Genomic DNA, 25,687 nt, shown 5'->3' with positions numbered 1-25,687 from the left:
AATGACGGGTGAGAAGTGGCCGCGAAACGGGTCAGGCCAAGGCGGCCTCACCCACAAACGCACCACGCATGCCGACCTCAACCGTGCGCTTCGCGTCTGCCACTTTCTCGGCGCCAGGCGCATCCCCATCAATGGTGAAATACCCCATCTGCCGGTGCAGCGCATCGGCCTGATCCTGCATCGACTTGGCCGCAGCCGCCGCCTCTTCCACCAGCGCCGCGTTCTCCTGCGTCACCTGGTCGATCTGCGTGATGGCGATATTGACCTGATCGACACCCGCCGACTGCTCCTGACTGGCAGCGGCAATCTCGGCCACGATATCCGTCACCCGTTTCACACCGCCGACAATGGCCTGCAACGCCTCAGCCGATTGCGCCACTAGCATCTCGCCCACTTCGACGCGCTCGGTACTCTCGGCAATCAATCGTTTGATATCACGCGATGCCGCGCCACTCGATTGCGCCAGGCGCCGCACCTCGGTCGCCACGACACCAAATCCGCGGCCATGCTCACCCGCACGCGCTGCCTCGACCGCGGCATTGAGCGCCAGCAGATTGGTCTGGAAGGCGATCTCGTCGATCAGACCAACGATGTCGGCGATCTTGCGGCTGGACTCGCCGATATTCGCCATGGCCTGCATGACCTCTTCGGCCACTGCACCACCGCGCTCGGCCTGTTCGCGCGCGGCACGGGTCAGCTGGTCGGCTTGCAATGCATTTTCCGCATTCTGTTTAACCGTCGCAGTCATCTCTTCCATGGAAGCGGCAGTTTCTTCCAGGCTCGATGCCTGCTCCTGCGTGCGCTGCGACAGATCATCGTTACCTTGCGCGAGCTGCTGGGAATTCAATGTCACCATGCCGGCACCGCGCTGCACCTCGGCCACGATATCGGCCAGGCGACCGCGCATGCGATAGAGCGCGTCGAGCAGGCTGCCATCCGGGAACGCCAAGCCGGCTTCGGCACGCAAGTCACCGTCGGCAATACGCGTCGCGATCTTTACCGCATGCGAAGGCTCGCCGCCGATCGTCGCCTTGATGCTGCGCATCGACAGCCAGACCATCAGCACCACCACGAAGGCGATGCCGCCCGCGCGCAGCAGACTCTTGATCAACTGCGCATGGAAGGCCGCATCGATCTGATCGAAATAGGCACCCGTGGCGAAATGGATATCCCAGGGCTGATACCACTGTGAGTAGCTGATCTTCGCTTTCTGTTCCTTCGTCGTGGGGATCAACTGCACATAACGCGTCATCGCATGACCGTCTTTCAGGTCCGCGGTCATCATGGCGGCGTAGTGGTGAAAACCCTTGGCATCGGCATCGTCGCGAATGCTCTTGCCGATGTCGCTGCCGCGCAGCGGATGCATCAGCAGCTTCACGTCCGAATCGAAGGCGAATACATAGCCGGTGCCGCCGTCCCAGCGCATCGCCTGAATTTCGCGCAGCGCGGCCTTGCGTGCATCCGCATCGCTCATGTCGCCCTTGACGGCACGCTGGCGATAGTCGTCCGCGATCGCCACCGCGCTCTCGACCTGCTGATGCAGGCTGTCGCCAAGCGCCGCCATCTGTACGTCGCGACCCTCGATACCGGAAATAACGGTCAACCCGATCAATCCGGCCACTACGGTCAGCATCACCATCCACACACGCGTGTTGAGCGTGGTGCGGCCGAACCAGTTGAACATACCCATGGCTTCCCCCGTGACTTATAACGGCGACGCTTTCGACCTCTCATGTGGGCCCCGTGAGGGTCCGGATGGATCATTAGTGGTCGTCGCTTAGCGGGGTTAACGGCTCTGGATCGAAATTCTTTACGTGGCCATTTGGCCTATGGCAGGGCGTTTTCCCTGCCTAGACAATAATTTGTGCGGCAAGCAGAAACCTGCGAATCGCCTGTCTCCGCGTCAGCTGGCAAGCGTCAGCAGCACCTTGCCGATGGCCGCCCGGCTCTCGATAAAGGCATGAGCATCCTTGCCGTCGCGTATCGGAAAACGTGCAGCGATCTGCGGCTGCACGGTGCCCCGGCGCACCAGCTCGAACAGCGCGTTCGCACGCTCTCGCCGAATGGAGCCGCTGGTCAGCACGTTCCATAGATCGCCGCCGGTAAGCGTCAGCGAGCGATCCATCAACAGGCGCGGATCGACCGGATCGGGATCGCCCGCCGCCATGCCATAGAACACCACGGTACCGCCGATGCGGGTTGCCGTGAGGCTATCGCCCAAGGTGCGCCCAACCGAGTCGTACACCACGTCCGCACCGCGACCTTCGGTCAAGGTATGGACTGCCGGTACCAGCTCGGCATAGTCAATCGCCAGCACCGCACCGGCAGCCAGCACGGCCTCGCGCTTGACCGTGGACGAAGCGATACCCACGACTTTCGCGCCCATCGCCTTGAGCATCTGCGTCAGCAACAAACCCACGCCGCCGGCCGCCGCGTGAACTACCGCGACATCGCCCGCCTTGACGCTGTAGCTGTCGCGTACCAGATACTGCGCTGTCAGCCCCTGCAGCAAAACCGCAGCAGCCGTGTCGGCATCGATATCCGCCGGCAGGGGAATCAGCTTGTCGATATCGACCGCGACCAGCTCGGCATTGGCGTACGGCATATCCGCAAAACCCACGCGCGTGCCGACCGGGAACAAAGTGTCGCCTTCAGCCGCCTGCTCGATAACGCCGGCGCCTTCGTAACCGAGGATCCACGGCGCCTGGCCGCTCAAATGATAGTTGCCGTTGCGCCGGTACACGTCGGCAAAGTTCAGCCCCGCGCACTGCATGCGCACCAGCGCCTGGTGCGGCGCAGGCACCGGATCGGGCCGCTCGGCCCAATGCAGAACGTCGGGACCGCCGAAATGGTTGAAGATCAGTGCGTGCATGGGGAGACCTGGTGCCGTCGAGCAGGCTATTAGACCACCACGCACCCTGCCGTAGCCGTCAGAGACCCAGCAGCTTCATCAGTATCAAGACGCCTATCGTGGTGATCGCGGTCGACACGATGCTGATGATGGCGGCCTTCTTGAAGGTCGTCGCCAGGATCCACTGATAGATCAGTGTTGCCGCAATAAAGCTGACGATAAATTCGAGTGGCGACGCCAGATGCAGATGCTCAAGCGCCCCGGTCACCAGGGAGCAGAGAAAGATGGCGAAAACCACCGAGCCCAGCCCGGCCTTGTTGGCGCCCAGGAGGCGGGCCATATACATGACTGGCGCGATGATCAGCACCGCCAGCACAACGAGTATCAGCCAGAATTTCACGCCCCTGCTCCCTTGAACGATCCATCGCAAGATATTGTAATGTCGATGATTTCTATTATCTCGTCAACTCGGATGGGGCAAGGCATGTCTCCGCCGGTGAGACCGCGGGCGCGCACACTGAGCCCATGAACGAGCCTCCTCGCGCCCTCAAAGGCCGGGGCGCCGCCTCCAATCCGGAGGGGCGCTTCGAGTCGATCCGCCACCATGTCGAAGACGATGGTTGGCAACACGCCCTGCTGGACGAAACCCAGCCGCGTCCGCGCACCGAGGTGACTGAAGAGCGCGCGCGCAGCGTCATCAGCCACAACGACTCGCCCGACATCCATTTCAGCCAGGCATTGAATCCCTACCGCGGCTGCGAGCACGGCTGCATCTACTGCTATGCGCGCCCATCGCATAGCTATCTGAATCTCTCGCCCGGGCTCGATTTCGAAACCAAGCTACGCGCCAAGAGCAACCTGGCCGAGGTGCTACGGCTGGAGCTGGCCAAGCCCGGCTACAAGATCAGCGCAATCAATATCGGCAGCAATACCGATCCCTATCAACCGGTGGAGCGCCGCTGGCGGCTGACGCGCGCTGCGCTGGAGGTGCTGGCCGAATGCCATCACCCTTGCACCATCGTCACCAAGAACGCGCTGATCGAACGCGACATCGACATCCTCGCATCGATGGCACGCGAAAACCTAATCCACGTGCTTGTCTCGATCAACTCGCTGGACAATCACCTCGCCGCCAAACTGGAACCGCGCGCCAGCGCACCGCATCGGCGTATCAAGACGATTGCCGCCCTGACCGAGGCCGGTGTACCGACCGGCGTGCTGGTGGCGCCGATCATCCCCGCGCTTAACGACCGTGATATGGAAGCCGTGCTGGAACAAGCCGCGGCTGCCGGTGCTCGCCGCGCCGGCTTCACCACCGTGCGCCTGCCCTATGAACTGAAAGCCCTGTTCCGCGAATGGCTGGCCCTGCATTTCCCCCAGCGCGCCGAGCACGTCATGAGCCTGATCCAGCAGATGCATGGCGGCAAGGATTACAAAGCGGATTTCGCCACGCGCATGCGCGGTGAAGGCGTGTTTGCACAGATGATCAAGAAGCGCTTCGACGTCGCCTGCCGCAAGCACGGTTTCAACCAGGCCTATGAGTTGAAGCTTGATACATCCCGCTTTGTGCCGCCACGGGAGCCTTCGGCGCAGGGGCAGCTGTTTTAAATGAGATAGCGTTCTTCAGCCAGTCTGTTTCATCCCTGCAACAGGTCGCAACATAATCGCGCACGACAGACTCGCGAACTGCCTAAGCTGTTCTCTGCGTGGCGAATCGTCGACTATCTCCGTTCGCCCCCCGCTGCACGACACGATAACGCCGTGTTTGCTATGCCTGTCATTTTCTTGTGCCCCAATACTGGCGTGGCGGTCGTAGGGCCATGGGGCGCAATTCATCTTTCTCCACCACCACGCAAGCTTGAAGGAGCGAAACGATGAGCAGCATCACGACGAAAGACGGGACCAGGATCGCCTATAAGGATTGGGGCAAGGGGCAGCCGATTCTGTTCTCGCACGGCTGGCCGCTGGCCGGCGATGCATGGGATGCGCAGATGCTTTTCTTCGGCCAGCAAGGCTATCGGGTGATCGCCCATGATCGACGCGGGCATGGGGCGTCCGATCAACCTTGGGACGGCAACAACATGGACCAGTACGCCGACGATCTGGCCGAGCTGATCGAGAAGCTCGACCTGAAAGACCTGGTCATGATCGGCCACTCGACCGGCGGTGGCGAAGTGGCGCATTACATTGGGCGTCATGGCACCAGCCGTGTCGCGAAGGTCGTACTGGTAGGCGCCGTGCCTCCCCTGATGCTAAAGACCGACGCCAATCCGGAAGGCACGCCCCTGGAAGTGTTCGACGGCATCCGCAAAGGGACGGGAGGCGATCGCTCGCAGTTCTTCCGCGACCTGTCGATCCCGTTCTACGGATTCAACCGCGAGGGCGCCAAGATCAACGAAGGCCTGCGCGACACCTTCTGGCTGATGGGTATGCAGGGCGGCATCAAGGGCGAGTACGACTGCATCCATGAATTTTCAGAAGTCGATTACACCGACGACCTGAAGAAGATCGACAAGCCCACCCTGGTGATTCATGGCGACGACGACCAGATCGTGCCGATCGCCGCAGCGGGTGCCAAGACAGCGAAGATCGTCAAGGACGCAACCTTCAAGATCTACAAGGGCAGCCCGCATGGCCTGGCGCAGACGCAGGCCGATCAGTTCAACCAGGACGTGCTGGCCTTTATCAAAGGCTGATTGACTCGGTGCCGCTCGCTTTAGTGCGAGCGCCATTTTTCGCTCGTCATCCCGGCGCAGGCCGGGATCCATTCCTCAGGCCTCGCTCGTCAGACGACATATGGCAAGCATCCACGCTAAGGAGTAGATCCCGGCCTGCGCCGGGATGACGAATAGGAGGAGCTTCAGTTTTGATTAGCAAGAAACGCATGCGGCCGATGCTGTAGCGACCGCCAGCCGGTGCGCCCCAGATACACCATCACCAAACCCATCACCGCCCAGACAGCCGTAACGGCCAACGCGACATAGTCGATATTCGGATGCAGCGAGTCGTCCTTGGCGAGGACTGGCAACACGCAGCCCGCATTGAGCAGCACGATCATCATTAGCGTTCCCACCACAAACATCCAGGCCTGCGGCGGCCGCCCACCGATGACACGTAACAACACGGCCGGCAGCAAAGCCACGCTGCACAGCTGTGCGGCAGCGATGGATACGATAATGGCGGCGTCGACATGCAGATAAAGAGCGCCGGCAATCATCGCCACGGCAAGCCCGATCTGCCAACGCATCGGCAAACTCAACGAAGCCCGTAGAAACTCCCTTTTCACCTTCGCTGCGTCGCCAAGGCCCGGCATCAAGGCCAGCAGCGGCAGCTCGGTATTGGTCTTGCGCCAGCGTTGCGAGAAGCGAGCGATGGTAACGATGCTGATAAGCGCCGTGCCGTAGATCGCTAAGGACGCTCCGAGTGGCAGCGCAATGTGAGTTAGTGCTCCGGACAGGCTGACTTTGCTATCCAGGCCGATCATCAGAACGACTGCAGCCAGAATAATCAACAAGAAGGAGAACTGCGCGGCTGTCAACAACAGGCCTCGCCATGTCTTGGGCATATAGAAGCCGCCAAGGGCAACACGTATCGTTTGCAGCGGCGCATTCGGTCCCACCTTCCTGAGGTCCGCCTTGGCCAGCATCCACGCCGGTTGCTGGCTCAGGGTCTCCTTGCTGAAGGCAGTACCAAACGTCCCCCAGCTATTTTCGCCGATACGACGGAACTGCATCACCATCGGGCTGCGCATGCTTTGCTGAAGCATGCCATGCGTACGCATCAACTGGCGCCAGCGGTAGGCAATCAAGAGCGCGAGCACCAGAGTCAACGGCAGCGCCCAGCTCAGAAACTCCGGTTGCGACGGCCCAGGAATGTCGACGACGCGCCGTGCACCGATCATCAATGCAGGCAGCAAGCCCATCGGCGAGGCGAAATAACGCGGCAGCCACGCGAAGAGCAAGCCACCCAGCACGCATAAGGCCATCACAACGGCGATAGCCAAGGCGTGGCCGCCGAGCAAGCTCAGAGCTATCGCGGGCAGCGCGATGCAGAGCGCGGCATACAGAACGAGGCTAGCGACAATGTTTGTCGGCAATTGCGGTATGCGCAGATCGCGTGCATCCATCGCCATCAGCAGCATGTGCGAGACAAAGAATGCCCACACGTAAACCATGCCGAAGCCGATCGCCCCGATGGCATCGGTGATGGCCCCTTCCTTGTTCTTGTTGAAGATCAATATGCACGCGGCGGCAATGAGCAAGAGGACAAAGAAGCTGCACATCACCCAGCGCACCGGTGCTCTCGCTGAGCGCCACGGTGCTTTCAGTATCAGCGAGAAATTCATTCGGCGATCTCCACGAACAGATCTTCCAACCCCAACGGATCGATGCGTGCACCCGGCAGCTGACTCGCCTGCGGCCACTGACCTTCGCTGTCGCGCTCGACTACCAGGCTGATGCTGCCGTCCCCGTGCTGGCGATGGCTCAGCGCAACCTCCGGTGCCGCCGCACTCAAACGAGGCGGCAACCACAAGCGCATGAAGCGTTCTTTCGTATCGTCCACGGTGCTGCGCAAAATCAGCCGGCCTTGGTGCACAAAGGCAATGTCCGAAGCGACGCGCTCAAGATCGGACACGATGTGTGTGGAGAACAGCACGGTCGTACCGAACTCGCCAGCGCGCACGGCGACTTCACGCAACAGTTCGCGGCGCGCCACCGGGTCGAGCGCCGCGGCCGGCTCGTCCAGCACCAGCAGGTCGGGCTGCGACGCCAGCGCGCGAATCAACTCCACACGTTGCCGTTCGCCGGGCGAAAGCTTGGCCAGCAGGCGATTCTGCGGAATTTGCCAGCGCTGCATCAGCTGCTTGGCGAAGCCACGATCCCAACGCGGATAGAAGCGCCCGATGTAATCGAGCATCTGCTCGGCCGTCAACCAGGCCAATGCCTCCGGCTGCTGCGGCACATAGGACAGGCGCCCCTTAGTGGCATCGGACATGCGCAAGGCCGGTTCGCCAAAGACAAACGCCTTGCCCTCGCTCGGTTCGAGCAAACCGACCATGGCGCGGATCAGCGTGGACTTGCCTGCGCCATTGCGACCGATCAACCCCAGCACGCTACCGGGCTCGAGTGCGAGGTCGATCCCCGCCAACACCGGGCTACCCTCATAAGCATGGTGCAGGCCCTGAACGGATAACGGGGCAGCCATCGTGGTCTCGCGAAGTACGGCGTTCATGTCATTCCCCCAGCAGTTTGGACAACCGCCGCAGCACAGGCTCGGCAGGCAGTTCGAGTTCGGTGGTCTGTCGCGCCAGCGCCTGTAACTGCGGTTCGAGCAGCCCCAGGCGTTGCGCCTGGGTTTGCGTCGACCGATGCGCTTGCGCCACGACCATCCCCTTGCCGCGCAACCGTTCGAGCAGGCCTTCGCTTTCGGCCATGCCATAGGCACGCGACACCGTCATCGGATTGATCGCATGGAACCCCGCCACATCGCGCACCGACGGCAGCAGCTCGCCGGGCGCAATCTGGCCCCCAGCAATCAGCCGCCGAAGCTGCTCGACAATCTGCCGATAGATCGGCTCGGCCGAGGCGGGTTGAATCGTGAGTAGAGAGGCATCCATGTGTATTAATACAACAATACACTTGGGAAAAGTCAACCGGGACTTATGGCCTAGGGGCGCTTAGGCGTGTTCGCATAGTTAGTACCTCGTGCACAAACTATGGGAAAAACAGGAAGGGAGGGCCTCCCTCAATAGGATGATTTTATTGAAAAATCTCCGAGATCATCCATCTCCACATAGTTTGTGCCGCATGTTCGGCCATCAAGGATGATCGATGAAAATCAAGTCCGCACCATGCCCGCATGACTTCAATCTGCGATGGTCGAACAGGTGCCCTGTACTAGTCTCGAATCCTAGCGGGCCAACAGAAACTTACGGTCATACCAACGTGTTTGAGCTTTCGCCCTTAGTTTGGCCGGTTTGTGGGCGCGGGAGACTCCATTGAGGGTCAGCCCTGTGGCTTATGGTGTGCCAACGAACCAGAGAGTTGAATCCTTCTTATGCGCGATTGAGGCCTATATGCAGGGCAAGTAGACGTAAGTTCGATCGCCGGAGTTGGCGATGATCGCTCAGAAGTTCTCCGGCGTGCTTACCCCTATGGATAAAGACTCGCCGCTCTGGGGCCAGCCATAGGCGAAAGGAGCATCGATTTCGATATAGTCGTGCCTAGTGTCATGAGAGGCGAATCAATGTCCGTACAGCCTGAGGCGTTTATTGAACAAGCGGAGTACCTCGACCGTCAATCGTTTATCGATTGGGGCGCGGATCACCCCGACGAATCCGCAATTCTCAGGAAGCTTACGCAAGGCGGCGCAAAGCTGATCAGCGGGCCGCGCGGTTGCGGTAAGACAACGCTAATGCTCAAGGCATACAACAAACTGTTGAAAGATCAAGCAGTGCTGCCAGTGTATGTGAACTTCAAGCGTTCACTAGTGATCGAGCCACTGTATGCCGCGGGCGACAAGGGAACCTACGTCTTCAACCAGTGGATCTTGTTAAAGATGTACGAAGGGCTATATAGAACAATCGGCGAGCTTGGCGAGAGTATCTTTTTGTCAATTGACGCAGCTGACGCTGCGGAAAGAATCGCGGCCCTGGAGATGTCTAGGTTCGAGCTCATCCCTGGCTTGGATCTAAATATCAATCGACTTGAGCTTGATTTGCTTCGGGTCATTGACAAGTGCAACCGCGCGCGGTGCGTACTGTTGCTTGACGATGCGGCCCATGCGTTCTCGGCTGAGCAGCAACGAGACTTCTTTGACTTCTTCCGCCAAATCAAGAGTCGAGAAGTGTCTCCGAAGGCCGCCGTGTACCCAGGTGTAACCTCTTACTCTTCTTCCTTTCACGTTGGTCATGATGCCGAAGAGATCGATGTCTGGGTAAAGCCCGATCGTCCGGGCTACATCGAATTCATGCGAAGAGTGGTTGAAAGCCGCTTTCCTCCGTCGATCTATCCGGCCCTTTATGCAGACCGAGAGGTTCTCGACTTCCTTTGCTACTCGACCTTTGGCATCCCACGCGCGTTCCTAAACATCCTCCAGGCAGTCGTGGACTCTAGTGATGATGGCGATGAGACGTTTCGAGGGTTTAAGCGTAGAGCAGTTTTGCAGGAAGTGAAGCAGCACTACCAGAACACACTCAAGTTGTTTCGATCCCTGAAAGACAAAGTGCCGACGTATCGGAACTTTATAGAGCATGGCGAGGTTGTTCTTACCAACGCGATTGATCTCGTTAAGGAATATAACCGAAGTAAGTCCGTGGGAAAGCAAAGCGTCTCGATTGCAATCAACGCATCGGACATGACCCCTGAGCTTGTCCGACTGTTCAGTCTTTTTCAGTACGCTGGATTGTGTATATCAAAAGGCGTCGTTAGTCGAGGTGAGAAGGGGCGCTTCGAGATCTATGTTCTTCACTATAGCGCGCTGATCAGCGCTAATGCATTGCTTGGAAAAAAGGCGGTCAATCTCGGTGATTATGTGACGGCGTTTGCTTCAAGAGACGCGCACGAGTTCACGAGAGTCAGCCCTTCTACGTTAACCGGGGGGAAGAACGTAGCGACACTGTTTGAGCTCTCTCTGCCACCCTGCTCGGTATGCGGCGCGCCTCGGAACAATCGAGATGCTAGGTTCTGTGCAAATTGTGGTTCAAAGTTGACTCTATCGTCGACGTACACGCAGTTGATTTCGCAAGACATTGCAGCCCTTCCCTTGACGGAGGCCCGCGTGGCAAAGATCAAAGAGCAGTCGTCTATCAGACAAGTAAAGGACATCCTGCTGGACAAGGAGCATCGTGAACTGCGCGGCGTTGATCGCATTGGTCCTTACTGGGCAGGGCGAATTGTCCGATTGGCGGAAGAGTTCGTCGAATGACTTGGAAGAATTCGGTGTCGAGGGCGGGAAGCGCAGTTGTCATTGCCGACGTGAATGCATATGTGTCAAGCGCCGCGGGGGCAGCCAGTTCGCCCATGGATAGGTACTATGCCGCGACAGAAGGCATCCTCGTGAAGGTTGATCCGGCCTACTTCTTGGCGTACCCGAACGAGGTTTTGGCGTTGCTCTACGTGGGATTGATATCAGCGACAGAGAACTACTTCAGGGATACCTTGGGCTTCATACTCAGGGTTTGCCCAATCGCACGAACCAAGGCCGCAGAAGAAAAGGTTCAGCTTGGCTCGTTTCTTTGGGGTGGAGCAGACCTTCATAGCCGCACGGCCTTTGACTTCATTGCGTTCTCGTCGGCGAAGAACGTGTCCGAGACACTGGCAAAGTTCGTTGGACATCAGATCAAGAAGAACGGGGTGTGGAGCGCCATGCTTCCTGAGTACGACCGGCTTTGTGAGATTAGGCACGGCATTGTGCACTCAGGTCTGGTTCTTTCGGGAAAGAATGCGCTTCGCCTTGGTCTCGTTCGGAGCAAAAAATCTATGGTGGTAGCTCCGTCTTACGCCACGTTGCAGGAAGCGGGCGACATCTGCACAACACTTGTCCAGGCGGCCAACAATGAACTCTTCGAGGCGATGGTTGGACGGTGGGCTGTGGATTGGCGAAAGCTGCCAAGCTGGGACACAAAGAAAGCGCGGGCGATGCTGAAAGACGTTTTTCTTGGATTCAGATCAGATCGGGATACAAATAGAGGGGCAGTGTCGAACGCGCTGGACTTCGATTCGTTCGTTAAAGAAGTCAAGGTTGACTTCAACCTCTGAAAGACTTTGTGCAGTTTGCCCAATTGGTTTACCGCATCAGACAATGCATCGCGCAAGTTCTGTGCTTTTTCGGAGATGACCAAGTAATAACGGCACCCATCTCATCGCTGACCCGGGTAACATCTTCTTTTTGATGAAACAAAAAAAGTAGTCGGTTTAACTCTGGAGAAGAGTGTGATGCTGAATGATATGGAGGCGCTTGTCGACGGTTTGCCAGACGAAGAGAAAGGTGCTCACGGCCGGGATTTACTCCTCTATGCCAAGGCTGACTTGGAGGCGCTTCAACGAGCAATGGAGCTACACGTTGATTCAACCGGAAATCTTGAGAGCTTCCGCATTGTCCCAGTTCGTGCAGGATCGTACGTGCTTAAGGCAGTTACAGGTGACGGCAACGCCCTGGATGCGGTACATCTAGCTCATAGGATCTTTATGTCATGTACGGCATCATGTGACGAATTACCACTGGATCGAAGGCAGCGCTGCATAGATGTTTTGCGCTTAGCGCGCGTTGAAGCAATGCGTTCAATATTTAAGGACGCCTATTGGGCTGGTTCACTCATCCTGGCTGGGGCTGGACGTCGGAAGTATACGAACAAGGAGCGTACTGCAGCGAAGAGGATGATGCGCTCCGACCTCTATAGAGATGGTGATTCGTATTGTAGAGGGGACGCTACAGATCCGGTTCTTTCTATGGGGCCACATGCTCATACTTTCACCATGTGGATCGAGTACTCGAGTGTGTCGAGTGTGCCGGACTACCAACAGCGATGGCCGGGTAATGCCATCTCTCCGGCTGTTTCACCCCAAGAACTGACTGCTGGGTTGGGGCTAGTTTTGATAGATGCAGCATCGTCACGGCCGGCCTATGCCTTTCGCGCAATGGTCGTTGCTGCAGAACTTATGGCGTACTCCAGTGGTAGTCAAAGTTACCTGCAAGCAAAGGAAGAGCAGGCGTGGAATGCTAGGGAGCGAGCTACTAAAGCAGTCACCGTTCGACATGCGGCTGGCAATCATAAGCGTCAGCTCTTGATAAGGTCTTATAAGGAGAACTTAGCGAGCTATAAGAACAAAGACGATGCCGCCAATGAACTATCTCGCCAGTTCGGCGTCGCTTTTAGTACAGCTAGAGATTACCTTAAAGGTATATAAACCTGAGCTCTACACCGTAGAACCCGGGTTGTACGGCGCAAAGGGGCTTAACAGGCGGCTAAATATGGCCACAATTAGGCGTTACCTCATCCGAGGTCATGCGCTGCCATCCCGGTAGCGATGAGCTAGAGGCAACACTATGAATATGAAATTCAGTACCAGCGCTCAGCGCCAGCGCCTCTTAAATCGCCTTCAACAAGAACCCATCGATACAATCTCCGCACGCCGTGATCTAAACATTATGATGCCGGCAGCGCGTATCAGAGAGTTACGTGACGAAGGCCATTACATCAAAACATCACTTATTAGCTGCTGTGATGACCGTGGCCGCCGTCATCAGAAAATTGCCTTGTATTCGTTAGCTGAAGTTGAAGCCTCATAGCTATGTGAGCTCGGCCATCAAGATCCATTTCAACGCCAGCGCGATAGCATCAAATGTGCCATCGCTGCTGGTCCATTCATCAGCCAGTTTTTGTCGGTTACCCCATGCTTGAATCCTTTCCTTATCGAAGAAAGCTCTTGCATTTCGCGGACGCGCTTAAGGCTCGAAACACCCATCAGGCCTGGCGTGAAGACAGTCTGTCGAAAGCAGAAGAAATGCTCTTCGTTGGCTTTTTATTCGTCAGAAAACTCATTGAGTGTAAAAAAGTTACAGATTCATGTGCCCGCTCTAGCGCTAAGGTGCTTCGGGCCACAATCAGGCGTGCCCGAGAGGTCTCGGACTTCAAACGTGATGACCTATTTAAAGACTTGGATAGCGCGGTATGGGTCGACACAAAAGTTGATGTTCATCAGCTAGCAGACAAAGTCATCCACGCATGGTGGATCACTCCTATCCAGAACGAGGCAGGTGGCCTCGATGGCTTTATCTTCACAACCGATCGTCAGCGTAATACCGAGCTCTGGTGGTTAGAAGTCAATTCCGTCGTGGAAGTCTACGATCGCTTCGCAACACAGGTGATCACTGAAATCCGTGCAGCGAGAGACGAGTCAGGTAGGCTCACTTTTTGGCAAGCGAAGTAAACATTGCGTAATGCCCAACAAAAGCATATCTATCATCCTGGTTGAGAGTTCATATCGTTGGTACGGCGTTGCTCTGCAAGCACCGACTATGCGAACAAAGGTGCTCTAGTTATGTGAACACGCCAGCATGTATGCGTACTCGCATCGTTGGCATGTAGCGTACAAACCATGAGAAAAACCGGAGTAGATGAATTTTATTAAGCAGATGATTTTGCTGATAAAATTCCTCTATTTCACACTTTGCCATGGTTTGTCCCGTGCGTTTTGCTCATTTTAGGGCCAGCCTTAGCGGCCTCCGGCCTGATTTGTCCTCACGACCAGAACATCGAAGGCCTTGCCAATTTCTTCGTGCGTAAAGGCACAGTGCCCTTCCCCGACTGGGGGTAGCACCGTCACCTTCGAGGCGTTGCCGGCAGCCTTTGCGAGCCCGGGATAAACAGTATCGAAGCGCGACGGGACGGTCTGGTCGAAGGCATTTCTCTGCAGCACGACAGGTGCCGTGATTTTCCCCGTCAACGTTGCATTGCTCGCGAGATACGCCATGGCCGAGGGTACCCCTTTGTACCGATGCACCTTCTTATTGAAGGCACCATCATCTGCAAACTCGGTGTAGATGGTCTTCATCGTGTCGACAGGCATACCACCTGCACGCTGCACTATCTCGTGCAAGACCATGTAGTCGAGCATTAACGACCCCGGCAACGTTGCACTGGTTTCCTGCAATCGATCCTGCAGCCGGGCAGCGCTGGTGGGATTGGCTTTCAATGCTTCCTGGATGCGTTCTTGATCGACCATGGCCGGAGAGGCAGGATTCGCCAAATCGGGAAGTACGCCAGGGAAATACACATCAAAGGCGACCAGAGGCGTTACCACGCCACGCGCAACAATATCTGGCGCAGATACATTTACGCCGCACATCGACAGGGCACCGCTGTATTTGGAGCTATAGCGTTCCATGGTCGCCAGCGATTCCAGCCCACCCAACGAGAAGCCAACCACATAAGCATGGTGGGGCGCTCGGTTCTCCTTGATGAAGAACTGACGGAGCTTCTCACTGTTCTCCAAGGCGTCTCCCACGGCCCAACCCTGGGAGGCGAATGCGCTGGCAGCGACGGCATAACCACGGGAAAGGAAAACGGGAGCCTCTTCGGTTTGAGGCCATGGATTCTGACGCGGCACACCTTTGGGCTCGTAGCCGTGCATAAGCACGACCAGATCGCCGTTCCAGTTCTTGGGTATATCGATTCGGTAAGGGACGCCGTCGAGCGCACCGGCTGAAGTTCGAACAGCCAACTCGGACGCCGGGCCCGAGGCCATCGCGGTACTGAATGGATAACTGACACTGCACACCAGCAGTACGCCAAGAAGCCAACTTCCAAGTGCACGACGCATGCAGTTTCCCTTTGAATTGAGATTTCAGGCTAATTTCCGACGGTAAGACCGCTAGGTGATCAGCTCTCGTCAGCACCCTCCGATAGGGGGCGTTCTTCCAGCCAGGTGAGCAAGGCATCCAGCGCCGGACACAATGCCTGTCCCCACGCCGTCAGAGCATATTCGACCTTCGGCGGCACCTGGTGGTGGACGATACGATGGACGAGGCCGTCACTTTCCATGTGTCGAAGCTGCTGGGCCAGCATTTTTTGCGAGACCGATGGGATCGCTCGTTCCAGTTCTGAAAACCGCATGATTCGACCACCAAACAGGTGGAACATGATGACGAGCTTCCAACGCCCTTCAAGGAGCTTGAATGCCTGCTCCACGCCGTTGGCTGCAGTCTCCTGGGTGTAGTTTTTTTTCACCATGTTTTAGCCATGCTCCTTACCTTCAGGTAAGTCCCTTACCTTTTCGTGCGTTCTTGTGATGCCACCACCGTAATCCCATTCTGGGGAGCCATGCAATCGCTCGGGCCTGCACGACATGCCCCAGACCAAGAGGACCCAGATGATGCTCGACCTTCCTGCACCTATTGTTGCCTACTTCGCCGCAGACGGCGGAAATGATGCGGATGCTTTAGTTAAGAGCTTTCTCGAAGACGCCGTCGTTGTGGATGAGCGTCATACCTATAACGGCCGGGCCGAGATCAAGCAGTGGAAGGTGAATTCGTCGGCCAAGTACGAATACACCAGCGAGCCGATCGCAGTTGCGAGCATCGATGGCAAATTCCTTGTCACTAGCCGTCTGGTTGGCACGTTCAAAGGAAGCCCTATCGATCTGCGGTATTGCTTTGAATTGCAAGACGACAAGATTGCTTCGCTGGAGATCGGCTTATGAACTTTGATCTCGGCCTTGAAGGCAAACGTGTATTGGTGAGCGGAGGAACGAAAGGCGTCGGCGCGGCGGTCGTATCAACGCTGCTGGAAGCCGGCGCGAACGTTCTGACCTCGGCACGCTCAATCCTACCTCGATCCGCTACGGGGCCAATCTACGTCGCTGCAGACCTTACAACGGCAGAGGGGTGCCATGCCGTCATCAACGCGGTTCGCCAGGAACTGGGTGGCATCGACATCATTGTGAATGTCCTGGGTGGATCCAATGCACCCCCGGGAGGTTTTGCCGCCCTTGATGATGATCAATGGGTTGATGCACTCAATCGCAATCTTATGCCTTCTGTTCGTCTCGATCGCGCCTTACTCCCCCTCATGCTGGCGCAGGGGTCAGGCGTCATAGTTCATGTCACGTCGATCCAGCACACGCTGCCCCTTCCCGAGTCGACAACTGCCTACGCTGCGGCAAAGGCGGCGCTTTCGACTTACAGCAAAAGCCTCTCCAAGGAAGTCACTCCGAAAGGAGTTCGCGTGATACGCGTCTCGCCAGGATGGGTTGAGACAGAGGCGGCCGTACGTCTGGCTCAGCGCCTGGCCGACGAAGCCGGCACGGACTACGAGGGCGGAAAGCAAATCATCATGAAGAGTCTGGGAGGCATCCCACTCGGCCGACCCGCCAAACCGCAGGAGGTAGCGGACTTGATCGCCTTCCTGGTATCGCCTCGCGCCAGCGCCATCTCCGGGACGGAATACACCATCGACGGTGGGACGGTGCCAACAGCTTGAGATGAGTACTCGGCACGACATTCGATGGGTATCATTGGGTGCCGATAACGACATGGAAACTTGTGCTCATACCGGGGATTGTTGCGCGCTGAACCACAGTTTGGCCGGTACGGCCAAACTATGAATTCCCGAAGCAAGGTTGGCCAATGGACGTCTACCTTGCCGGTCAAAATCCGGGCTGCTCTAGTCCGGCAGGCTGACCACCGATGTGAAGCCGCCGAAGATCATGCGCTTGCCATCAAAAGGACAGTCAGCGGCGGCGGCCATGCGCGGGTCTTGCATGAATTTCGCCATGCCGGCATCGCGAGTGGCCTTGTCGGGCCATTCCACCCATGAGAACACCACGGATTCATCCTGCGTCGCCTGCACGGCGCGGCGGAAATCGGTGAGCTTACCGTCGGGCACGTCATCACCCCAGCACTCCACCACCCGAATGGCGCCAAACTCCACGAAAATGGCGTCAAAGGTACGGGCGTGCGCGATGAACTGTTCGCGGTTGGCGTTGGGTACGGGGATCACGAAACCATCGATGTAGGACATGGCAGTTTCCTCATGGAAGGGGCGGCCGAAGTAGCCGCCTTCATGCATACGACGAATGAGCGTGCGCGGGATCGACACAGGACTGCCCTTCGAGCAGTCGTCGCAAGCACAGCGATCCTCTATTGAGCACCACCGCCGATCTGACGAATGCCGTCACTGTTTGCCAACCGCATCTCCAGACCCCATCCCCAATGCTGCTGGCCACCGGCAAAGTTATCGTCGATAGCTACAACAATTTGATTCTTGCCCTTTTTTAGCGGCAGGTCGAATGATCCATTGGTAAGAGACAGGCGTCCGCCAGGCTCTTTGCTCGCGCTCTTGATGCCATAGAGATTCTTGCTTTGGAACGTCAGCTTACCGTTCACAAAGACCCAGACTTCTCTGGTCCATCCCATATCTACGTGCTTTATCTGGTCGTGGTCAGCGTCGATCGTGGTCTTCAACCAGATGCCGGTGATGGCCTGCCCTGTCTGCGCATCGCCAAACCATCGCGTCAAGTTGACCAGGCCACCCGGGTCGAGCGGGATGGACTTCCACGGCGCTGTCTGTTTTGGCATGGCCGAGTAAACGGGGTCGATGCCGGTGTTTTCCTGAAGCGTGCCATCCATGCGGCTGGGCATGACGAACGGCCTCGAAGCCAGCCAATGACGTACGTATCGGAGATCATCCTTCGCTGGGTCCCCAGGCGCCACCGCAGGCAAGCCATCGACGACATTGGGCGCGATGCTCAGGTGTGCATAGGATGCAGGCCCATGCAATCGGATCGCGCCATCGGGGAAGCCGCCGACCAGCGTTTCGACGGCCAGCGTCGGTGCGTGCGCGCCGTTGATGAAAACATTCATGCGTGCGCCAGAGAGGACCAGCTTTATGTGGTTCCAGCCGTCGAAATGAATGGGTGCATGCGTTTGATACTGTCCATACAAGTCCCATTCGAATACATGATGTGCCGTGGGCATGTACTGGATGCATTCCTCGGAGACAGCACAGTCTGCACTCGGCCGAAAATACAAGGCATCCGCTTCGTCATCATGTTGGCGAAAGGTGATGCCGGTGATTCGCTCGCCCACGAATTTCGTGTCGAATTCAATCGTTCCATTGCTGAAGCTGGTGTTCTTCAGCTCCGCATAACCCTTGTTGACGACGAGAATATCCTGCTCGGTTTGATCATGCTGGAACAATACATCGCCATTCGCTCGCCATTTTTCCGGCGCCATGGAGATATCGGTTTGTTCAGATGCAAGGATAGGCTGCGAAAGCCCGACGATGGCGAAAAAAAGCAACGAGCTTCGTAGCCAACCGGGCGCCTTTGCCCGGTTTGCGTACTTGGATAATGTAGACATGTGTTCTTCCAATCGTCTGGCGCGACGTGAGCGGCCACTGTATTGACCGTGTCTCGCTCGCTCTACTGAAATGATCCGAAGTGGATCAGCGACGTTTCAAAGCGGCGACCCACAAGGCCGAACGCCGCGTTAGGCGGTGGAAGGCATGGCGCCCCGGGCAGTCGCATTGAAGACCACCGATACGCGCGGATGCCACTTGCACCGATCAATGGCTAGTGGCCACTGTCTGCTTGCGCCAACTTATCCAGCCGACCAGAAGCGACAAAGCCGCCGCGACGAGTGGCGGCACAGCATGCCCGTAGTCGTGGTGGATGACGACGGTCGCGACGGCCGCAAGCATGACAGCACAGCCAAGCGCCGAACCTAAAAGACGACTCGGCGCCCGCAAAAGCAGCGCCGCCGCAGTGAGTTCCAGCGAACCGGTGACGAAATGGAACCAGCTTGGGTAGCCCCATTTCAGGTATTCCTCGTAGATGGATCCAGGCGCGAAGATGTTGCTGAGCGAACCCACGACGAAGAAAGCGGCAAGCGCGAAAGGTAAGACCCGGCGCCAGGAGAATTTAGACATGTGCCCAACCTTGGATGATGAGTTTGCCGCTAGCGGAAAGCGATTTTCGGAGTAGCTTTCGAAAGCCGCAGCGGCGTATAGGCGAACTTATTCCGCAACGGCCTTCTGGGCCGCCGCAAAGACATCACGTGCGGATGTCGTGCCTGGAACATGCTCTGTTCCGTCGACTCCAAGGCCCATCCAACCTGCGTTGACGGCATCGAACATGGCTTCGGCCGGCCCGGTCTGACCCTTCGGAATACCCAACTGCTCGAACGCCGCCGGCCAACCCGCTCGCGGAATGGCAAACGCTTTGACCTCGATCTTCAAGACGTCGCCCAGTTGCGCCGCCACGTCATCAGCGCTGACCATCGAACCGAGCTCGACAACCCGATGCCCCAACCATGCCGGTCCGGTCAGAAGCGCTGCGATCTCAACGCCGACGTCATGGGTTGCAACCATGGTCGATTTCCGGTCGGTCGGGTTGTAGTAGACGGGGAGCGTGCCACCCTGGGCAGCCTGCAGGCCGTAAAGGAAGTTCTCGAAAAAGCCGCCTGCACGCACATAAGCGATCGGCAATGTCAGGTCGCGAAATGCCTGCTCCAGAAGCGACAGCGCGGTGATCATCCCCAGCCCGCTGGTTCGGTTTGCCCCCATGGATGAGAGCGCAACCACCCGCGGCGGAGCTGCCCGGGTAAGCGCACCGACGTAATTTGCGATCACGGCCTTCGCTTCTTTGTAATCCGGCGAAGGCGCCCATTCGGATGGCAACATGACAAAAGCGCCTTCGACGCCTTTGAGCGCTATCTCGATGGCCGCCGAGTCGTTCCAGTCGCCTTCTACCAGCTGCACACCCTGGTCGGCCCACTTCGTCGCTTTTTCACGATGCCGGACGAGCGCACGTACCTCTTTGCCTTGCGCCAGCAGATGCTTGGCCGCTGCGCCGCCAACTTTTCCCGTGATTCCCATAACTAAAAACATGAGCGTTCTTCTTTATCAAGTTCGGTAGCCCACGGTACCCCGTGGGTTATTATTCGAATACGAGGCATATTCGGAACGGGCTGTGTAGATGAACTTAACAATCGCTCGAACCCATCTGGACGGGCTTGTGATGTTTCTGACCGTGGCGGAGCACCGAGGCTTCCGAGCTGCGGCACGGCAGCTCGGCATCACACCGTCCGCCGTCAGCCAGGCGATACGCAGCCTGGAAGAACGGGTTGGCGCGCCACTCTTCTCCCGTACGACACGAAGCGTCAGGCTGACCGAAGCGGGTGAACGCCTGCTCGCCCATGCGCGCCCCGCCATCGACATGCTCACGGCCGGTTTGGACGCTGCGAGTGGTTTGGGCGGTGAGATTACCGGCCGACTGCGCATCAACGTGCCCAGGCCCGTTTTGCCGTTGCTGGTGAATCGCTTGCTGCCCGACTTTCTCGACGCTCACCCAAACGTCGAACTCGACCTGGTGGGCGAGGATCGTCCGATCGACATCGTCGAAGAAGGTTTCGATGCGGGGATACGTCTCGGAAATTTCGTCCAGATCGATATGGTCGCGGTATGGCTGACGCCACCGGAGCGCTTCGTTGTCGTTGGCGCTCCTGCGTTATTTCAAAAGCACGGGCGACCGTCGTCTCCGTACGACCTGCAGGGCTTTCGTTGCATCCTGCTGCGTCAGTCCGTGCGAGCCCTCGATCATTGGCAATTTGTCGTCGATGGTGAGCGCATCACGGTGGGCGTCGAGGGACCTCTCGTGATCAATGACATCGAGGCCTGCATTCACTCAGCGCTGAGAGGCGTTGGGCTCTTCCAGATACCGCATTCGCTTGTGATGTCGTATCTCGAAAGTGGAGACCTGCAGGCCGTGCTCGAATCGTATTGTGTCGAGGTTCCCGGTCTTTCCCTTTACTATCCAAGCCGAAGTCAATCGCTGCCAAAACTTCGCGCCTTCGTCGATTTCGCCACCCAGCGAATGCGAAGAGCATTCAAGCCTGGCGACTACCTGCTGAGTCCCGTGAGCGGCCCGCTTCAGTAGCGATCGAAATTTGGCTGTCTAAATTGGACGTCTAATTCGCGACCAACGATTGTGCGCTTAACCACAGCGTGGCTGTTTTGGCCAACTTATGCTTAATTGTTACCCCTGATCTGGCCGCAGAGGGAATCATGTCCGTGGTTACCTTGGCTGTGTTTGAGCAGCACAGCTATCTCGTGTCGGTCATCACGCTCGTATCGGGTTGCATCGCAGCCTGGTGCAACGAAAGGTAGAGCTGGCTACTACCCATCTGAATGCAATCTACGAGCTTGAGCTTCCTTTTGGGATACGTGGCTTCGTCTGGATTGCTCCCTATCCCATCGATATCCAAACGGAGACTGCAGCGCCCATGTCGGATGAATCGAACATAGAGCAAGACAAGCAAAGCCACAGCACAGTGGAAGCGTCCAAAGAAACGAGCGATAACGTCAAGATCTCACGCCGGAATTTTCTCACCGGCACCGCCATCGCCGCGACCGGGTTGATGATCGTGCCCCGCCATGTCCTGGGCGGGCCCGGCCATACAGCGCCCAGCGATCGATTGAACATTGCCGGCATCGGCGTCGGCGGCATGGGCATGCACAACATCCGCGCCTTGGCCTGTGAGAACATCGTCGCCCTGTGCGATGTGGATTGGCGCTATGTGGACAAGTCCTTTCACGGAATGTTTGCCGACCTGGGACAAGCACAGGCACGCCTGGACAAGATTCAGGACGCTGCAAAGCGCCGGGAGCTGCAGGACGATATCGAGCGGACAACGCGGCTGTCCCACAAGTTTGATTCGATCAAGCGCTATACCGACTACCGCCAGATGCTCGAACAGCAAAAGGACATCGACGCGGTGGTCATTGCAACGCCGGACCACCTGCATGCGGTGATCGCCAGCGCGGCGATGAGCCATGGCAAGCACGTGTACGTGCAAAAGCCACTCACCTGGTCGATTGACGAAGCCCGCATGCTGGCCAGAAAGGCCAAGGACAACCCCAAGATCGTCACGCAGATGGGAAACCAGGGGCATTCGTCCGACGATGCGCGCTTGATCAACGAATACATCGCAGCAGGAGCGATCGGCCATGTGAGCGAGGTCCACGTCTGGACCAATCGGCCGCTTGCCTACTGGCCGCAAGGGATTCCACGTCCGCAAGCCAGGCCGCAGCCGGACGACGCGAACTGGAACGAAGGCGCAGTGATGGATCGGCTCGCCAATGCCATGGTCGGCAACTATCCGATGCCGCAAGGGCTGGCATGGGATCTCTTCCTGGGCCCCGGCCCCGTCGTCGACTACCACCCGGTGTATCACCCGTTCAATTGGCGCGGATGGGTGGATTGGGGTGTGGGTGCCATCGGCGACATGGGCGCGCACCTGATCGATTCTTCGTTCTGGTCGCTGGACCTGGGTTTTCCGACAGCCGTGGAGACCGTCTCGACACCCTTCAATCACGCGTCGTACCCCATGGCGACAATGACGTACTACGAGTTCCCGGCTCGCGGCAGCAGGCCGCCGGTGAAGCTCACCTGGTACGACGGCGCATTGCTGCCGCCCGGGCTGCAAGCGTTGGGAGCCGGGCAGCTGAGCAAGGACGGCGGCGTCCTCTACATCGGCGACAAGGGCAAGCTGATCCACGAGACATACGGCGCAAACCCGCGCCTGCTGCCGCAGTCGTTGCACGATTCAGTGGGCACACCTCCCCAGAAGTACGCACGCATCAAGACCTCGCACGAGATGAACTGGGTAGATGCCTGCAAGGGAAAGGCGGAAGCATCCTCGCCCTTCTCGTATGCCGCGCGGCTGACGGAGGTCATGCTGCTGGGCGTCGTATCCCTTCGCGCGGGCGGCCGGATCGAGTACGACGCGGAGAACATGCGCATCACCAATGTCCCGGCAGCCAACGAGTTTCTACGTCGTGAGTATCGTGAAGGTTGGTCCGTCTAGGGCAACGAGGTAGAGGGCAGCAGCACGAGCCCTCGTAGCACCACGATGCTACGAGGGCGGATTGGGGCCCTCACAGAGAGGGTCCTGGCCGCGGTGTTTACGAGGGCAAGAGCCCGGCCGCCTGATAATTCTTGATCAACCCATCAAACAACTTTATGTCGGAACGGCCGCGCGCCATCAGCTGCGCGCCTGCAACGGCGGCGAATATGGCATAAGCGCGCTTCTTGGAATCCCTGCTGCTCACGATTCCCGCGGCTACAAGCGTCTTGCTGAGCCATGCGACATTGATGTCGGTGAACGCTTCGACCTCTCTCTTGACCTGCTCAGGCAGATCGTCGAACTCCGCGGTCATGAAGCTGCACAGACAGATGCGATTGTCGCTCTCCAGCGACGCACGAAACGTTCCTGGAAAGCGCCGCAAGCGCTCCGCGGGATCCGACATTTTGGCTGACAGCATTTCCAAGTTTTTTGCCGCGCCTTCCCAGTAGCGCTTGGCCACGGCGGTGGCGAGATCGGCCTTGCTCGGGAAGTGATGGTAGAGGCTGGCGGCCTTGATGCCGACCTCTTCCGCCAGCGTGCGAAGGTTCAGTCCGCCGTAGCCATGCGCCTGCGCGATCTTTGTCGCGACGTCCAGGATTCTGTCCCTGGAATTTGTGCCTGTCTGACTATCCACGAATCTATCCTCATGAAACGAGTCGCCCCGGAAACTGCGGAGGTTCGTTGTATTGACGTGCGTACCGCAGGTCCGTTCAACCAGGGCTTGGGCTGTTCATTATCGACGCAAGCCACTCAGGCCGTACACAGCGACGGCATCGTCATGCCGCCTCCGATCCTCTCAGAGCCTTGGCCACCACCAAATCGGCCGCCCGCTAAAAGTGGTTGACGACGCCTATTATGCGGCCTACTCTCCGCCCTAACAAATGTTAGGTAGGCTAGCGACCAACCTTTGTTGCCCCCTATTCAGCACTTTGAGAGCCCTCTTCCATGAACTCCGAACTCATTTACCAGGACGCGACCAAGCTCGCCGAACTGATACGTACCAAGGAAGTTTCGCCTGTCGAGGTTATGCAGGCGCACCTCGACCGCATTGAAGCGGTCAACCCGAATATCAACGCTGTCGTCACCGTCGCTCAGGACGCATTGAAGGATGCCAAGGCGGCCGAAGCCGCCGTCCTGGCCGGCCATAAGTTGGGGCCGCTCCATGGCGTGCCCTTCTCGGCGAAGGATTCGTTCGATACAGCAGGCGTGCTGACCCAGTTGGGCTCGCCCATCTTCAAGGGCCGTGTCCCCGACACCGATGCCCCCACCATTGCACGCATGAAGAAGGCAGGCGGCATTCTTCTGGCCAAGACCAACCTTCCTGAATTCTCTTATTGGATCGAAAGCGACAATCTGCTTTCGGGCCGAACGCTCAATCCGTGGAACCTCGATCGCACCCCAGGCGGGTCAAGCGGCGGCGAGTCGGCGGCCATTGCAGCAGGCATGTCGCCGATCGGTCTTGCCACTGACGTCGCTATTTCTGTCCGTGGCCCGGCGGCCCTGACCGGTGTGCTCGGTCTCAAGGCAACGCACGGACGCATCCCGATGACCGGCATCTGGCCGCGCGTACCACGTCGCTTCTGGCATGCCGGCCCGATGGCCCGTTCGGTTCGCGATATCGCACTGGCCTATTCGCTCCTGGCCGGTCCCGATGGCGCCGACGGTTTCTCCATCTGCTCGCCTAGCTTGGATGCCGGCATTGGCGCTGTACCGAATAGACCGATCCGCGTCGGCTGGCTCGTCGAGCCGGGCTTTGGCCCGGTCGACAACGATGTCGCCGCAACCGTCAAGGCGGCGGCGGCGGCGCTCAAGAGCGCGGGTGTCATCGTCGAGGAAGTGCGCATCCCCGTGCTTGAGCAGATCAATGCGCTTGAGCTTCTTTGGAAGCTTCAGGCCATGGAGACCAAGCCTGCCTTCAGGAAGGCCACGGCCGGACACGAAGATCTGATCTACAAGCATGTGCAGGGCGTCTTCGACACTCCCGATACATCGATCGAAGATTTCGTTATCGCCGAGCAGCAGATCGAAACGATGCGCGATGGCTTCGCTCAATACTTCGCTCGCTATGATGCGCTGCTCTGTCCGGTAACGCCGGTGCCAGCGCACGCTCACGATGCCGCGGAGTTCGTCATCAACGGTCAGACGGTCTCTTCCCTGCACGTGATGGACGCGACCGCGCCTCTGAGCGTTACGGGCCTACCGGGCCTCTCGATGCGTTTTGGCACGAGCAAGGATGGTTTGCCGATCGGTGTGCAGCTGGTATCGCCATGGTTGGCGGAATCCACGATTCTGCATCTTGGTTCGCTGCTGGAAAGCCTAAGCCCGGTCCGGGATCTTCACCCCAGCCTGGCGAACATGGGCGTGATGCCTTAAGCGCGCTTCGGTATGCCGTCGGTGGCATGACCATCGGCGGCATCCGTTGTCAGAACA

Annotated in this window: 25 protein-coding genes; 12 read left to right on the top strand and 13 right to left on the bottom strand. The window is 58.0% G+C overall.

What is annotated here, in order from left to right; genetic code table 11:
- Positions 1–31: 31 nt before the first annotated feature.
- The 3 genes from QMG46_RS04530 to QMG46_RS04520 all read right to left on the bottom strand — a co-directional run bounded on the left by QMG46_RS04530 (position 32) and on the right by QMG46_RS04520 (position 3,251).
- Positions 32–1,690: a methyl-accepting chemotaxis protein gene (locus QMG46_RS04530; protein ID WP_281851294.1), complete on the bottom strand. Its 1,659-nt coding sequence runs from the start codon at positions 1,688–1,690 to the stop codon at positions 32–34.
- Between the two features lie 213 nt (positions 1,691–1,903).
- Positions 1,904–2,872 carry a quinone oxidoreductase family protein gene (locus QMG46_RS04525; protein WP_281851293.1) on the bottom strand — a complete coding sequence of 323 codons (969 nt, stop codon included), beginning with the start codon at positions 2,870–2,872 and terminating at the stop codon, positions 1,904–1,906.
- 58 nt (positions 2,873–2,930) lie between these two features.
- Complete coding sequence (locus tag QMG46_RS04520; protein WP_281851292.1) at positions 2,931–3,251, bottom strand: hypothetical protein; 321 nt, start codon at positions 3,249–3,251, stop codon at positions 2,931–2,933.
- Between the two features lie 125 nt (positions 3,252–3,376).
- Between QMG46_RS04520 and QMG46_RS04515 the strand changes: the two genes are divergently transcribed.
- Both QMG46_RS04515 and QMG46_RS04510 read left to right on the top strand, forming a co-directional pair.
- Positions 3,377–4,459 carry a PA0069 family radical SAM protein gene (locus QMG46_RS04515; RefSeq protein ID WP_281851291.1) on the top strand — a complete coding sequence of 361 codons (1,083 nt, stop codon included), beginning with the start codon at positions 3,377–3,379 and terminating at the stop codon, positions 4,457–4,459.
- A 266-nt stretch (positions 4,460–4,725) separates the two neighbouring features.
- Positions 4,726–5,547, top strand: coding sequence for an alpha/beta fold hydrolase (locus QMG46_RS04510; RefSeq protein ID WP_281851290.1), 822 nt, complete (start codon positions 4,726–4,728; stop codon positions 5,545–5,547).
- A 164-nt stretch (positions 5,548–5,711) separates the two neighbouring features.
- Here QMG46_RS04510 and QMG46_RS04505 read toward each other — a convergent pair whose 3' ends face one another.
- The 3 genes from QMG46_RS04505 to QMG46_RS04495 are packed head-to-tail and all read right to left on the bottom strand — an operon-like array spanning position 5,712 to position 8,468.
- Positions 5,712–7,196 carry a hypothetical protein gene (locus QMG46_RS04505; protein ID WP_281851289.1) on the bottom strand — a complete coding sequence of 495 codons (1,485 nt, stop codon included), beginning with the start codon at positions 7,194–7,196 and terminating at the stop codon, positions 5,712–5,714.
- Entirely contained in the window at positions 7,193–8,083 is an 891-nt protein-coding gene (locus tag QMG46_RS04500) for an ABC transporter ATP-binding protein (RefSeq protein ID WP_281851288.1), read from the bottom strand. The genes QMG46_RS04505 and QMG46_RS04500 overlap by 4 nt, the downstream gene beginning before the upstream one ends.
- Before the next feature lies 1 nt (position 8,084).
- Positions 8,085–8,468 (bottom strand): GntR family transcriptional regulator, encoded by a 384-nt coding sequence (locus QMG46_RS04495; protein WP_281851287.1) that lies wholly within the window; start codon positions 8,466–8,468, stop codon positions 8,085–8,087.
- Between the two features lie 629 nt (positions 8,469–9,097).
- Between QMG46_RS04495 and QMG46_RS04490 the strand changes: the two genes are divergently transcribed.
- The 5 genes from QMG46_RS04490 to QMG46_RS04470 all read left to right on the top strand — a co-directional run bounded on the left by QMG46_RS04490 (position 9,098) and on the right by QMG46_RS04470 (position 13,782).
- Positions 9,098–10,777 (top strand): AAA family ATPase, encoded by a 1,680-nt coding sequence (locus tag QMG46_RS04490; protein ID WP_281851286.1) that lies wholly within the window; start codon positions 9,098–9,100, stop codon positions 10,775–10,777.
- Complete coding sequence (locus QMG46_RS04485) at positions 10,774–11,610, top strand: hypothetical protein (RefSeq protein ID WP_281851285.1); 837 nt, start codon at positions 10,774–10,776, stop codon at positions 11,608–11,610. Before QMG46_RS04490 ends, QMG46_RS04485 begins: the two co-directional genes overlap by 4 nt.
- A gap of 174 nt (positions 11,611–11,784) precedes the next feature.
- A complete protein-coding gene (locus QMG46_RS04480; RefSeq protein ID WP_281851284.1) occupies positions 11,785–12,759 on the top strand; it encodes a hypothetical protein in 975 nt (324 codons plus the stop codon).
- 139 nt (positions 12,760–12,898) lie between these two features.
- The gene (locus QMG46_RS04475) at positions 12,899–13,141 is read left to right on the top strand and encodes a helix-turn-helix domain-containing protein (protein ID WP_281851283.1); all 243 of its coding nucleotides are present in this window, start codon (positions 12,899–12,901) and stop codon (positions 13,139–13,141) included.
- Positions 13,142–13,245: 104 nt separating this feature from the next.
- The gene (locus QMG46_RS04470) at positions 13,246–13,782 is read left to right on the top strand and encodes a hypothetical protein (RefSeq protein ID WP_281851282.1); all 537 of its coding nucleotides are present in this window, start codon (positions 13,246–13,248) and stop codon (positions 13,780–13,782) included.
- Positions 13,783–14,067: 285 nt separating this feature from the next.
- Here QMG46_RS04470 and QMG46_RS04465 read toward each other — a convergent pair whose 3' ends face one another.
- On the bottom strand, positions 14,068–15,174 hold the full coding sequence (locus QMG46_RS04465) for an alpha/beta hydrolase family protein (protein ID WP_281851281.1): 1,107 nt from the start codon (positions 15,172–15,174) through the stop codon (positions 14,068–14,070).
- Between the two features lie 59 nt (positions 15,175–15,233).
- Positions 15,234–15,584: a winged helix-turn-helix transcriptional regulator gene (locus QMG46_RS04460; RefSeq protein WP_281851280.1), complete on the bottom strand. Its 351-nt coding sequence runs from the start codon at positions 15,582–15,584 to the stop codon at positions 15,234–15,236.
- 139 nt (positions 15,585–15,723) lie between these two features.
- On the opposite strand from QMG46_RS04460, the gene QMG46_RS04455 reads away from it, so the two are divergent.
- Positions 15,724–16,053 (top strand): nuclear transport factor 2 family protein, encoded by a 330-nt coding sequence (locus QMG46_RS04455; protein WP_281851279.1) that lies wholly within the window; start codon positions 15,724–15,726, stop codon positions 16,051–16,053.
- Positions 16,050–16,832, top strand: a complete 783-nt coding sequence (locus QMG46_RS04450) for an SDR family oxidoreductase (RefSeq protein ID WP_281851278.1) — start codon at positions 16,050–16,052, stop codon at positions 16,830–16,832. Before QMG46_RS04455 ends, QMG46_RS04450 begins: the two co-directional genes overlap by 4 nt.
- A 183-nt stretch (positions 16,833–17,015) precedes the next feature.
- Here the strand turns inward: QMG46_RS04450 and QMG46_RS04445 are convergent, their stop codons facing one another.
- The 4 genes from QMG46_RS04445 to QMG46_RS04430 all read right to left on the bottom strand — a co-directional run bounded on the left by QMG46_RS04445 (position 17,016) and on the right by QMG46_RS04430 (position 20,240).
- Positions 17,016–17,372 carry a DUF1428 domain-containing protein gene (locus tag QMG46_RS04445; RefSeq protein WP_281851277.1) on the bottom strand — a complete coding sequence of 119 codons (357 nt, stop codon included), beginning with the start codon at positions 17,370–17,372 and terminating at the stop codon, positions 17,016–17,018.
- 119 nt (positions 17,373–17,491) lie between these two features.
- Complete coding sequence (locus QMG46_RS04440; RefSeq protein WP_281851276.1) at positions 17,492–18,712, bottom strand: hypothetical protein; 1,221 nt, start codon at positions 18,710–18,712, stop codon at positions 17,492–17,494.
- Positions 18,713–18,917: 205 nt separating this feature from the next.
- Positions 18,918–19,280 (bottom strand): DoxX family protein, encoded by a 363-nt coding sequence (locus QMG46_RS04435; RefSeq protein WP_281851275.1) that lies wholly within the window; start codon positions 19,278–19,280, stop codon positions 18,918–18,920.
- 87 nt (positions 19,281–19,367) lie between these two features.
- Positions 19,368–20,240 (bottom strand): NmrA family NAD(P)-binding protein, encoded by an 873-nt coding sequence (locus QMG46_RS04430; protein ID WP_281851274.1) that lies wholly within the window; start codon positions 20,238–20,240, stop codon positions 19,368–19,370.
- A 130-nt stretch (positions 20,241–20,370) separates the two neighbouring features.
- Between QMG46_RS04430 and QMG46_RS04425 the strand changes: the two genes are divergently transcribed.
- Together QMG46_RS04425 and QMG46_RS04420 are read left to right on the top strand one after the other, a co-directional pair.
- Complete coding sequence (locus QMG46_RS04425; protein ID WP_281852803.1) at positions 20,371–21,288, top strand: LysR family transcriptional regulator; 918 nt, start codon at positions 20,371–20,373, stop codon at positions 21,286–21,288.
- A 346-nt stretch (positions 21,289–21,634) separates the two neighbouring features.
- On the top strand, positions 21,635–23,218 hold the full coding sequence (locus QMG46_RS04420; protein WP_281851273.1) for a Gfo/Idh/MocA family protein: 1,584 nt from the start codon (positions 21,635–21,637) through the stop codon (positions 23,216–23,218).
- 97 nt (positions 23,219–23,315) lie between these two features.
- Here the strand turns inward: QMG46_RS04420 and QMG46_RS04415 are convergent, their stop codons facing one another.
- Positions 23,316–23,891, bottom strand: a complete 576-nt coding sequence (locus QMG46_RS04415) for a TetR/AcrR family transcriptional regulator (RefSeq protein ID WP_281851272.1) — start codon at positions 23,889–23,891, stop codon at positions 23,316–23,318.
- Between the two features lie 311 nt (positions 23,892–24,202).
- Between QMG46_RS04415 and QMG46_RS04410 the strand changes: the two genes are divergently transcribed.
- On the top strand, positions 24,203–25,630 hold the full coding sequence (locus QMG46_RS04410; RefSeq protein WP_281851271.1) for an amidase: 1,428 nt from the start codon (positions 24,203–24,205) through the stop codon (positions 25,628–25,630).
- Positions 25,631–25,687: the final 57 nt, after the last annotated feature.

The organism is Dyella sp. GSA-30, from assembly GCF_027924605.1.
Lineage (GTDB): Bacteria > Pseudomonadota > Gammaproteobacteria > Xanthomonadales > Rhodanobacteraceae > GSA-30.
Note: the sequence above shows the minus strand (reverse complement) of the source record. Positions and strands in the feature narration are given on the sequence as shown.

Bases quoted from the DNA above. Each gene is read 5' to 3' on its own strand.
- QMG46_RS04530 (WP_281851294.1), bottom strand. From the start codon at position 1,690: ATGGGTATGTTCAACTGGTTCGGCCGCACCACGCTCAACACGCGTGTG.
- QMG46_RS04525 (WP_281851293.1), bottom strand. From the start codon at position 2,872: ATGCACGCACTGATCTTCAACCATTTCGGCGGTCCCGACGTTCTGCAT.
- QMG46_RS04515 (WP_281851291.1), top strand. From the start codon at position 3,377: ATGAACGAGCCTCCTCGCGCCCTCAAAGGCCGGGGCGCCGCCTCCAAT.
- QMG46_RS04510 (WP_281851290.1), top strand. From the start codon at position 4,726: ATGAGCAGCATCACGACGAAAGACGGGACCAGGATCGCCTATAAGGAT.
- QMG46_RS04505 (WP_281851289.1), bottom strand. From the start codon at position 7,196: ATGAATTTCTCGCTGATACTGAAAGCACCGTGGCGCTCAGCGAGAGCA.
- QMG46_RS04500 (WP_281851288.1), bottom strand. From the start codon at position 8,083: ATGAACGCCGTACTTCGCGAGACCACGATGGCTGCCCCGTTATCCGTT.
- QMG46_RS04495 (WP_281851287.1), bottom strand. From the start codon at position 8,468: ATGGATGCCTCTCTACTCACGATTCAACCCGCCTCGGCCGAGCCGATC.
- QMG46_RS04490 (WP_281851286.1), top strand. From the start codon at position 9,098: ATGTCCGTACAGCCTGAGGCGTTTATTGAACAAGCGGAGTACCTCGAC.
- QMG46_RS04485 (WP_281851285.1), top strand. From the start codon at position 10,774: ATGACTTGGAAGAATTCGGTGTCGAGGGCGGGAAGCGCAGTTGTCATT.
- QMG46_RS04475 (WP_281851283.1), top strand. From the start codon at position 12,899: ATGAATATGAAATTCAGTACCAGCGCTCAGCGCCAGCGCCTCTTAAAT.
- QMG46_RS04470 (WP_281851282.1), top strand. From the start codon at position 13,246: ATGCTTGAATCCTTTCCTTATCGAAGAAAGCTCTTGCATTTCGCGGAC.
- QMG46_RS04465 (WP_281851281.1), bottom strand. From the start codon at position 15,174: ATGCGTCGTGCACTTGGAAGTTGGCTTCTTGGCGTACTGCTGGTGTGC.
- QMG46_RS04460 (WP_281851280.1), bottom strand. From the start codon at position 15,584: ATGGTGAAAAAAAACTACACCCAGGAGACTGCAGCCAACGGCGTGGAG.
- QMG46_RS04455 (WP_281851279.1), top strand. From the start codon at position 15,724: ATGATGCTCGACCTTCCTGCACCTATTGTTGCCTACTTCGCCGCAGAC.
- QMG46_RS04450 (WP_281851278.1), top strand. From the start codon at position 16,050: ATGAACTTTGATCTCGGCCTTGAAGGCAAACGTGTATTGGTGAGCGGA.
- QMG46_RS04445 (WP_281851277.1), bottom strand. From the start codon at position 17,372: ATGTCCTACATCGATGGTTTCGTGATCCCCGTACCCAACGCCAACCGC.
- QMG46_RS04440 (WP_281851276.1), bottom strand. From the start codon at position 18,712: ATGTCTACATTATCCAAGTACGCAAACCGGGCAAAGGCGCCCGGTTGG.
- QMG46_RS04435 (WP_281851275.1), bottom strand. From the start codon at position 19,280: ATGTCTAAATTCTCCTGGCGCCGGGTCTTACCTTTCGCGCTTGCCGCT.
- QMG46_RS04430 (WP_281851274.1), bottom strand. From the start codon at position 20,240: ATGTTTTTAGTTATGGGAATCACGGGAAAAGTTGGCGGCGCAGCGGCC.
- QMG46_RS04425 (WP_281852803.1), top strand. From the start codon at position 20,371: ATGTTTCTGACCGTGGCGGAGCACCGAGGCTTCCGAGCTGCGGCACGG.
- QMG46_RS04420 (WP_281851273.1), top strand. From the start codon at position 21,635: ATGTCGGATGAATCGAACATAGAGCAAGACAAGCAAAGCCACAGCACA.
- QMG46_RS04410 (WP_281851271.1), top strand. From the start codon at position 24,203: ATGAACTCCGAACTCATTTACCAGGACGCGACCAAGCTCGCCGAACTG.